Origin of the sequence: Pseudomonas sp. (assembly GCF_041601375.1) — a bacterium.
Taxonomy (GTDB): Bacteria; Pseudomonadota; Gammaproteobacteria; order Pseudomonadales; family Pseudomonadaceae; genus Aquipseudomonas.
On record NZ_JBFIIG010000155.1, the window covers coordinates 1 to 10,016 of the forward strand.

The following is a 10,016-nucleotide window of genomic DNA, read 5'->3' on the forward strand; positions in this document are numbered from 1 at the left end:
CAGCGGCACGGTCAACGTGTTCGGCCATGACCTGGACAAGCAGCCGGCGGCGCTCAAGCGTTGCCTGGGCGTGGTGCCCCAGGAGTTCAACTTCAACCAGTTCGAGAAGGTCTTCGACATTGTCGTGACCCAGGCCGGTTACTACGGGATTCCCGCGCGCATCGCCAAGGAACGTGCCGAGCAGTACCTCAACCAGTTAGGGCTGTGGGACAAGCGCAATGTGCCCTCGCGCGAACTGTCCGGCGGCATGAAGCGGCGGCTGATGATCGCCCGCGCCCTGGTCCACCAGCCGCGCCTGCTGATCCTCGATGAGCCGACCGCCGGGGTCGATATCGAGTTGCGCCGCTCGATGTGGAGTTTTCTCACCGAGCTCAACCAACAGGGCATCACCATCATCCTCACCACTCATTACCTGGAGGAGGCCGAGCAGCTGTGCCGCAATATCGGCATCATCGATCACGGTCGCATCGTCGAGAACACCAGCATGAAGACGCTGCTGAAGAAGCTGCACGTGGAGACCTTCCTGCTCGACCTGAAGGAGTCGCTGCTGGTGCCGCCGCAGCTGATCGGCTACCCGGCGCACCTGCTCGATCATCACACCCTGGAAGTGCAAATCGACAAGAGCCAGGGCATTACCGAGCTGTTCCGCCAGTTGGCGCGGCAGAACATCGAGGTGCTCAGCTTGCGCAACAAGACCAATCGCCTGGAAGAGCTGTTCGTCTCCCTGGTCGAGAAGAACCTGGCCAAGGAGGCGGTATGAGCACGGCTTATCTGAATTCCGAGTTCGCCGCCAACATGGTGGCCCTGCGCACCATCGTCTACCGCGAGATCCGCCGCTTCACCCGCATCTGGCCGCAGACCCTGCTGCCGCCGGCGATCACCATGGTTCTGTACTTCGTCATCTTCGGCAACCTGATCGGCCGGCAGATCGGCGACATGGGCGGCTTCAGCTATATGGAATACATAGTGCCGGGGTTGATCATGATGTCGGTGATCACCAATTCCTACGGCAACGTGGTGTCGAGCTTCTTCGGCAGCAAGTTCCAGCGCTCGATCGAGGAGCTGATGGTTTCGCCGGTGTCGCCGCACATCATCCTCATCGGCTATGTGGCCGGCGGGGTATTGCGCGGGCTGGCGGTTGGCCTGATCGTCACCCTGCTGTCGCTGTTCTTCACCCACCTGCAGGTGCATCACCTCGGTGTGACCGTGCTGGTGGTGTTGCTGACCGCGACCATTTTCGCCATGGGCGGCTTCATCAACGCGGTATTCGCGCGCAACTTCGACGACATCTCGATCATCCCGACCTTCGTCCTGACGCCGCTGACCTACCTGGGCGGGGTGTTCTACTCGATCAGCCTGCTGCCGCCGTTCTGGCAGACCCTGTCGCTGGTCAACCCGATCCTGCATATGGTCAATGCCTTTCGCTACGGCATTCTCGGCGTGTCGGACATTCGTATCGGTGTCGCCGTCGGCTTCATGCTGATAGCCACCGCCGTGCTCTATGGCGTGTGCATTCGCTTGCTGATCAGCGGGCGCGGTATGCGGCAGTAGTGAGAGCCCGTTAAAAAAATATCGGGAAACATCTCGAACGGCTGAAGCGCGCGGCGAGGCCGTTAGACTCAGCCGCTATGGAATTACTGGGGGTTGTCCATGTCTGCCCGTCCGCGCGCTCTATTCGTGGCATCGCTGTTGCTGCTCTCGGCCGTTTGGCCAGTGGCGCATGCGGCCGAAGGCCCCCTGGTCGAAGTGGTGCCGGTGGAGAAGGCCCTGGTGCGCGACGAACTGATCACCTTCGGCTCGCTGCGCTCCGATGAGTCGGTGATGATCCGCCCGGAAATTGAAGGGCGTCTGGCCTCCTTGCATTTCCGCGAAGGCCAGGCCGTCGCGGCCGGGACGCTGTTGGTCAGCCTGGACGATGCGATTGCCCGTGCCGAGTTGGCCCAGGCGCAGGCCAATCTGAATCTGGCGGAAAAAAATCATCAGCGCGCGCAGATGCTGTTCAAGCGCGGCGCCAGCAATGCCCAGGCGCTGGATGAAGCCAGCGCCCAGCAGCAAGCCGCCCGCGCCAGCCTGGCGTTGGCCCAGGCGCGCCTGGACAAGACCCGGATCCATGCACCGCACACCGGCGTCCTGGGCCTGCGCCATGTCAGCCCGGGCGACTACCTGAGTGCCGGCCAGGACATCGTCAACCTGGAGGTGCTCGATCCGCTCAAGGTCGACTTCCGCATTCCGCAGAAGGCGGTCAGCCAGATTCGTCTGCAGCAGAGCATCGAGATCAGCCTCGACGCCTATCCGGGCGAGCGTTTCAGCGGCGAGATCTATGCCATCAACCCGCGCCTGGATGAAGCCGGGCGCAGCCAGGCGATTCGTGCCCATGTCGACAATGCCGATGGGCGCCTGAACCCCGGCCAGTTCGTCAAGGTGTCGGTGATTCTCGCCGAACGCCCCGAGGCCCTGGTGATCCCAGAGGAGGCGGTGATGCCGGTCGGCGAGCGCCTGCTGGTCAACCTGGTGGTGGACGGCAAGGTCGAGCTGCGCGAGGTCAAGCTGGGCAAGCGTAGCGCCGGCACCGTCGAGGTGCGCGAAGGCCTGGTCGGTGATGAAACCCTGATCAGCGCCGGTTGGCAGAAGGTGCGCGCGGGCATGGCGGTGCGCACCAAGGTGGTGGAGCCCCGCCCGACGGAGAGCGGCCAATGACGCTGTCGGACATCTGCATCCGCCGGCCGGTGTTCGCCACCGTGCTGTCGCTGATCGTGGTGCTGCTCGGCCTGATGGCCTATCAGCGCCTGAGCGTACGCGAGTACCCGAACATCGACGTGCCCATCGTCACGGTCAACGTCGGCTATCCCGGGGCCAGTCCGGAAATCATGGAGTCCCAGGTCGCCCAGCCGATCGAGGATGTGCTCTCGGGCATCGAGGGGCTGGATTTCGTCAGTTCCATCAGCCGTTCGGAAAACACCCAGATCACTGCCCAGTTCAAGCTGGGCGCCAACAGCGACGAAGCGGCCAACGACGTGCGCGACCGGCTCGGCCGGGTACGTGGGCTGCTGCCGGACGAGATCAACGAGCCCATCGTGCAGAAGGTCGAGGCCGATGCCCAGCCGGTGATCTGGCTGGCGTCCTACAGCGAACGCTACAGCGCCATGGAGATCACCGATGTGCTGGAGCGGGTGATCAAGGACCGCCTGCAGACCATCCCCGGCGTCGCCGAGGTGCAGATCCGCGGCGGCCGCACCCTGGCCATGCGCATCTGGCTCGACCCGGAAAAACTCGCCGCGCACAACCTCACCGTGCAGGACGTCGAAGACGCCCTGCGCCGACAGAACGTGGAGATCCCCGCCGGGCGCATCGAGTCGCAAGAGCGCGAATTCACCGTGCTCTCGGAAACCGACCTGAATACCCCGCAGCAATTCAATGAGCTGATTCTCGATGACTCGCAGGGCTATCTGTTGCGCCTGGCCGATGTCGGCTATGCCGAGATAGGCCCGCAGAGCGAGCGCAGCATCGTGCGCTTCAAGGGCCGCCCGGCGGTGTCCATGGGGGTGATCAAGCAGGCCACAGCCAACCCGCTGGATATCTCCGACGGCCTGAGCGCGGCCCTGCCGGAGGTGCGTACCCTGCTGCCGGACGGCATGCACCTGGTGGTGGCCCACGACAGCTCGCTGTTCATTCGCGAGTCGATCGACAACGTCTTCATCACCATCTGGGAAGCGGTGGCGCTGGTCATCCTGATCATCTTCATCTTCCTCCGTTCGCTGCGTGCCACCCTCATTCCGCTGGTGACCATCCCGGTGTCGCTGATCGGCGCCTTCGCCCTGATGAGCCTGATGGGCTTCACCATCAATACCCTGACCCTGCTGGCCATGGTGCTGGCGATCGGTCTGGTGGTGGACGACGCCATCGTCATGCTGGAGAACATCCACCGGCATATCGAAGAGGGCATGGCCCCGGTGCAGGCGGCGCTCAAGGGCAGCCGCGAGATCGCCTTCGCGGTGATCGCCATGACCCTGACCCTGGCCGCGGTGTTCACCCCCATCGGTTTCATGCAGGGCAGCACCGGCAAGCTGTTTACCGAGTTCGCCTGGACCCTGGCCGGCGCCGTGCTGGTCTCGGGTTTCGTCGCCCTGACCCTGACCCCGATGATGTGCGCGGTGCTGCTCAAGCCGCACCAGGCCGGCGAGCGGCACAACCGCCTGTACAACCTGATCGAGGATTTCCTCAACGGCCTGACCCATGGCTACAGGCGCTTGCTGGCCCGCGCCCTGGCCGCCTGGTGGCTGGTGCTGGGGGTGCTGGTGCTGGCCCTGCTGGCCTGCCTGCTGCTGTTCACCGGCCTGAAGTCGGAACTGGCGCCCACCGAAGACACCAGCACCATCATCGGCGTGTTCAACGGCCCGGACGGCGCCACCATCGGCTACACCGGGCGTTATGCGCGGGAAATCGAGGCGGCCTACGAGAGCATCCCGGAGACCAATCGCTACATGGTGATCGCCGGTTTCCCCACCGTGGCCCAGGGCATTTCCTTCATGAAGCTGGAAGACTGGGGCGATCGCTCGCGCAGCCAGTTCGAGATCCGCAACGAGCTGCTGCCCAAGTTCCAGGAGATCGCCGGGGTGCGGGCCTTTCCGGTCAATCGGCCGCCGCTGGGGCAGAGCGCGCGCAATCAGCCGGTCAACTTCGTGATCCGCTCCTCGATGGAATATGCCGAGTTGCAGGCCTATGTCGATGAACTGTTGGACGGCCTGCGCGACTATCCCGGCCTGGAAAGCCTGGACAGCGACCTCAAGTTGAACGCGCCGCAGCTCAAGGTGACGATCAACCGCGAACAGGCGGTGGCAGTCGGCACGGACGTGGCGACCATCGGCCGCAGCCTGGAAAGCCTGTTCGGCAGCCGCCAGGTGACCCGCTTCAAGCAGAACGGCGAGCAGTACGACGTGATGGTGCAGTTGCAGGACGTCGACCGCAGCAACCCGCAGGATCTCGACCGCGTCTATGTGCGCGGGCGTAACGACGGCATGGTGCAACTGTCCAACCTGATCGAGGTGCGCGAGACGGTGGCGCCGCGCGAACTCAACCACTTCAACCAGTTGCGGGCGGTGACGGTGAGCGCCAACGTCGGTGCCGGCTACACCCTGGGCGAAGCCCTGGACTACCTGGAAAGCGCCGCCCGCGAGGTATTCCCGCCGGAAACCCAGTACGACTTCACCGGTACCTCGCGTGACTTCAAGGAGTCCGGCGCCGGCATCGCGCTGATCTTCGCCCTGGCCCTGGCCTTTATCTTCCTGGTGCTGGCGGCGCAGTTCGAGAGTTTCAGCGATCCGCTGATCATCCTGTTCAGCGTGCCCCTGTCGATGGCCGGCGCCTTGCTGGCGCTGACCCTGTTCGGCGGCACCCTGAATATCTACTCGCAGATAGGCCTGGTGACCCTGATCGGCCTGATCACCAAGCACGGCATCCTCATCGTCGAATTCGCCAACGTGCTGCTGCGCCAGGGCCATGAGCTGCGCGGCGCGGTGATAGATGCCTCGGTGCAGCGCCTGCGGCCGATCCTGATGACCACCGGGGCCATGGTCCTGGGCTCCTTGCCCCTGGCAATCGCCAGCGGCGCGGGGGCGGAAAGCCGCCAGCAGATCGGCCTGGTGATCGTCGGCGGCCTGCTGGTCGGCACCTTCTTCACCCTGTTCGTGATTCCCACGCTCTATATGCTGCTGCGCAGCTGGCAGCCGATCAAACAGCAAGAAGAGCAAATGGTCGCGGGGTAGGGTGGAGGCGAACGAGCGTAGCCCGAATAAGCGCCAGCGCAATCCGGTGTCACCGCGATCCCGGATTGCGCCAGGGCTTATCCGGGCTACAGGCTCTGCAAGAGTGGATGGTGGCAGCGATGTCTATGCCACCATGATGGGTTACGCCGCGCAGAACATGCCGTCTTGCCTGGGCACCATCCAGGCAGCTAACCTGCACGGCCCGACCCATCCTACGAGGGGCCGTTACTCGACCTTGAGCACCAGCTTGCCGAAGTTCTCGCCGCTGAACAGCTTGAGCAGGGTTTCCGGGAAGGTTTTCAGGCCAACCACGATGTCTTCTTTGGACTTCAGCTGACCGCTGGCCATCCAGCCCGCCATTTCCTGGGCTGCCTCGGCGAAGCGCGGGGCGTAGGTCATCACCACCATGCCTTCCATGCGCGCGCTGTTGATCAGCAGTTGCATGTAGTTGGCCGGGCCCTTGATAGCTTCCTTGCTGTTGTACTGGCTGATGGCGCCGCAGATCACCACCCGCGCCTTGAACCTGAGGCGCGTCAGCACGGTATCGAGGATATCGCCGCCGACGTTGTCGAAAAACACGTCCACGCCTTTCGGGCATTCGCGTTTCAGGCCGGCGTGCAGGTCTTCATTCTTGTAGTCGATGGCGCCATCGAAGCCCAGTTCATCGATCAGCAGCTTGCACTTGTCGGCCCCGCCGGCGATACCGACCACGCGGCAGCCCTTGAGCTTGGCAATCTGTCCAACCACGCTGCCGACTGCACCAGCTGCGCCGGAAATCACCACGGTTTCGCCGGCCTTGGGCATGCCGACATCGAGCAGGCCGAAGTAGGCCGTCATACCGGTCATGCCCAGCGCCGACAGGTACAACGGCAGCGGCGCGCGCTTGGGGTCGACCTTGTAGAAGCCCTTGGGTTCGCCGAGGAAATAATCCTGCACGCCGAGGGCGCCGTTGACGTGGTCGCCGACGGCGAAGTCCGGGTGCTGCGAGGCGACCACTTCACCGACGCCGAGGGCGCGCATCACTTCACCGAGACCGACCGGCGGAATGTAGGACCTGGCATCGTTCATCCAGCCACGCATGGCCGGGTCGAGGGACAGATAGAGGTTTTTTACCAGGATCTCTCCGGTGCCGGGCTCGCCGAGCGGGGTTTCCACGTAACTGAAAGTGTCGCGGCTGGGCAGGCCGACGGGACGTTGGGCGAGGAGGAATTGGCGGTTGAGCGTGGCAGTCATGGTGGTTACTCATTGAACGGAAAGACTTGTGATAGCCCCTGCCGGGCCGATGGGCAAGGTTTGCCCTGGAGCCGAATGGCGGTTAATCCATTCGGGTGATAGCGCCCCGGGGTCTTAATCATTATTTTGCATGAAGCCATAACCGCTGTTCGAATAGTGCTGCCGTGCCAGGCGCTGCTCTGACTAGACTCGGCGCATAATTCCACTCCTTGCGAGGACACACAGATGAGTTTGAGCTTTTCCGGCCAGGTTGCCCTGGTCACCGGCGGCGCTGCCGGTATCGGCCGTGCGACCGCCCTGGCTTTCGCCAACGAAGGCCTCAAGGTCGTGGTTTCCGATGTCGACGTGGCCGGTGGCGAAGGCACCGTCGAGCTGATTCGCGCGGCCGGTGGCGATGCACTTTTCGTGCGTTGCGACGTCACCCGCGACGCCGAAGTCAAAGAGCTGATGGAACGCACCGTAGCTGCCTTCGGTCGGCTGGACTACGCCTTCAACAATGCCGGCATCGAGATCGAGAAGGGCAAGCTGGCCGATGGCAGCGAGGCCGAGTTCGACGCTCTCATGGGCGTCAACGTCAAGGGCGTGTGGCTGTGCATGAAGTACCAGATCCCACTACTGCTGGCCCAGGGCGGCGGCGCCATCGTCAACACCGCCTCGGTCGCCGGCCTAGGCGCGGCGCCGAAGATGAGCATCTACAGCGCCTCCAAGCACGCGGTCATCGGCCTGACCAAATCGGCGGCGGTGGAGTACGCGAAGAAGAAGATCCGCGTCAACGCGGTGTGCCCGGCGGTGATCGACACCGACATGTTCCGCCGCGCCCACGAGGCCGACCCGAAGAAGGCCGAGTTCGCCGCCGCCATGCACCCGGTCGGGCGCATCGGCAAGGTCGAGGAAATCGCCACCGCGGTGCTCTACCTGTGCTGCGACGGCGCCGCCTTCACCACCGGCCACGCCCTGGCGGTGGATGGTGGCGCGACGGCGATCTGATCGCGCTTCGCTCGCTGCACGAAAATGGCGCCTATTCAGGCGCCTTTTTCGTGCAGCGAGCGAAGGCCACGTAACGGGACCGTAGGGCGGGTGCAACCCGCCAAGGCGAGGCGTATTTAAGACCCGGCGTGTTGCACCCGCCCTACGCCTGCGAAGCCCAACAGGGCGCGCCCGAGAACTCGATCAAGCCTTGCCCCAGTTCAGAATCGCCAGGGTCAGCAGTCCCGCGACTATCCCCCAGAAGGCCGAACCGACCGAGAACAGGGTCATGCCCGAGGCGGTGACCAGGAAGGTGATCAGCGCCGCCTCGCGTTCCCTGGGTTCGCTCATGGCCTGGGTCAGGCCGCCGATGATCGAGGCGAACAGGGCCAGGGCGGCGATTGACAGGATCAGCGCCTTGGGTAGGGCGGTGAACAGGGCGGCCAGGGTGGCGCCGAAGATTCCGGCGATGCCGTAGAACAACCCGCACCAGACCGCCGCGGTATAGCGTTTGTGCGGGTCTTCATGGGCTTCGGGGCCGGCGCAGATCGCCGCGCTGATCGCCGCCATATGGATGCCGTGGGAGCCGAAGGGCGCCAGCAGGATGGAGATCAGCCCGGTGCTGGTCAGCAGTTTGGATGCCGGCGCCTGGTGGTAACCGTTGGCGCGCAGCACGGCCATGCCCGGCAGGTTCTGCGAGGCCATGGCGACGATGAACAGCGGGATGCCGATGCTGATCGCCGCGGCCCAGGAGAAGCTCGGCGTGGTCCACACGGGCGTGGCCAATTGCAACTCGAATTCGCTGAAATCCAGCAGGCCAAACAACCCGGCCAGCACGCAGCCGACGATCAGCGCCGCCAGCACCGCATAACGCGGCAGCAGGCGTTTGCCCAGCAGGTAGGCGAGCAGCATGGCCACCACCAGAAGCGGTTGCTGTTCGGCGGCGCCGCAGATTTCCAGGCCGATCTTGAACAGCACCCCGGCCAGCAGGGCGGCGGCGATGGAGCCGGGGATGCGCCGCATGAGGCGGTCGAAGGTGCCGGTCAGGCCGATCAGTACGATCAGCCCCGAGGCGAGGATATAGGCGCCGATCGCCTCGCCATAGGGCACCCCCGGCAGGCTGCTGATCAGCAAGGCGGCGCCCGGGGTCGACCAGGCGATCATCACCGGCGCGCGGTAGCGCAGCGACAGGCCGATGGAGCCGATGGCCATGCCGATCGACAGCGCCCAGATCCATGAGGAAATCTGCCCGCTGGACAGTCCTGCGGCCTGGCCGGCCTGGAAGATCAGCACCAGCGAACTGGTGTAGCCGGTGAGCATGGCGATAAAGCCGGCGACCACCGCCGAGGTCGAGCTATCGGCCAGGGGGCGCAGGCGGCCTTGGGTCAGTTCCTGCATCAGAGCACTTCCTGCACGTCGGCGAAGATGGGGTAGAGCGAGGCGACCAGCAGCAGGGCCATGCCAATATTGAAGCCGCGCAGCACCCGCGGGTTGCTCAACCAGTTGCGCAGCAGGCTGCCGGCCATGGTCCAGAGGCCGACGCTGGGGCAGTTGACCAGGGCGAACAGGGCGGCGATCAGCAGCACGTTGACCACGAAATTGTCCTGCGGCGTATAGGTGGTGATCGCACCGATGGCCATCACCCAGGCCTTGGGGTTGACCCATTGAAAGGCCGCGGCCTGGAGGAAGCTGAATGGCTTGCCACTGGCCTGGGCCTGGCTGTCCGGTGCTCCGGCGTGGGCGATGTTCCAGGCCAGGTAGAGCAGATAGGCCGCGCCCAGATAGCGCAGCACGCTGTAGAGCAGCGGCACCTGCTCGAACACCTGGCCAAGGCCCAGACCCACCGCCATCACCAGCAGCATGAAGCCCAGGCTGATGCCGAACATGTGCGGCAGGCTGCGGCGCATGCCGAAGTTCACCCCGGAGGCGAGCAGCATCATGTTGTTCGGCCCCGGCGTCACCGAGGTGACGAAGGCAAAGGCGATAAAGGCGATCAGCAATTCAGCGGTCATGGCGGCGGCACTCGGTGACAGTGCTTGCCAGCCTAAGGGCTGC

General features: G+C 64.3%; 8 protein-coding genes. 5 read left to right on the forward strand and 3 right to left on the reverse strand.

The annotated features are described in order from the left end of the window. From ABZE94_RS17010 to ABZE94_RS17025, 4 genes are all read left to right on the forward strand, one after another. A partial coding sequence (locus ABZE94_RS17010) for an ABC transporter ATP-binding protein (RefSeq protein ID WP_372876734.1) occupies window positions 1–760 on the forward strand: 760 nt, incomplete at its 5' end. A gap of 11 nt (window positions 761–771) precedes the next feature. After that, entirely contained in the window at window positions 772–1,551 is a 780-nt protein-coding gene (locus ABZE94_RS17015) for an ABC transporter permease (RefSeq protein ID WP_372876746.1), read from the forward strand. 99 nt (window positions 1,552–1,650) lie between these two features. Continuing rightward, on the forward strand, window positions 1,651–2,697 hold the full coding sequence (locus ABZE94_RS17020) for an efflux RND transporter periplasmic adaptor subunit (protein ID WP_372876736.1): 1,047 nt from the start codon (window positions 1,651–1,653) through the stop codon (window positions 2,695–2,697). Then, window positions 2,694–5,762 carry an efflux RND transporter permease subunit gene (locus ABZE94_RS17025; RefSeq protein WP_372876738.1) on the forward strand — a complete coding sequence of 1,023 codons (3,069 nt, stop codon included), beginning with the start codon at window positions 2,694–2,696 and terminating at the stop codon, window positions 5,760–5,762. Before ABZE94_RS17020 ends, ABZE94_RS17025 begins: the two co-directional genes overlap by 4 nt. Window positions 5,763–5,987: 225 nt before the next feature. Here ABZE94_RS17025 and ABZE94_RS17030 read toward each other — a convergent pair whose 3' ends face one another. After that, window positions 5,988–6,995 (reverse strand): NADP-dependent oxidoreductase, encoded by a 1,008-nt coding sequence (locus ABZE94_RS17030; protein WP_372876740.1) that lies wholly within the window; start codon window positions 6,993–6,995, stop codon window positions 5,988–5,990. Between the two features lie 225 nt (window positions 6,996–7,220). Here ABZE94_RS17030 and ABZE94_RS17035 point away from each other — a divergent pair, with 225 nt between their 5' ends. Then, window positions 7,221–7,982: an SDR family oxidoreductase gene (locus ABZE94_RS17035; RefSeq protein ID WP_372876742.1), complete on the forward strand. Its 762-nt coding sequence runs from the start codon at window positions 7,221–7,223 to the stop codon at window positions 7,980–7,982. 183 nt (window positions 7,983–8,165) lie between these two features. On the opposite strand, the gene ABZE94_RS17040 is transcribed toward ABZE94_RS17035, so the two are convergent. Next, the gene (locus tag ABZE94_RS17040; RefSeq protein WP_372876744.1) at window positions 8,166–9,359 is read right to left on the reverse strand and encodes a benzoate/H(+) symporter BenE family transporter; all 1,194 of its coding nucleotides are present in this window, start codon (window positions 9,357–9,359) and stop codon (window positions 8,166–8,168) included. Next, entirely contained in the window at window positions 9,359–9,973 is a 615-nt protein-coding gene (locus tag ABZE94_RS17045; RefSeq protein WP_372876748.1) for a LysE family translocator, read from the reverse strand. The genes ABZE94_RS17040 and ABZE94_RS17045 overlap by 1 nt, the downstream gene beginning before the upstream one ends. Between the last annotated feature and the right edge of the window lie 43 nt (window positions 9,974–10,016).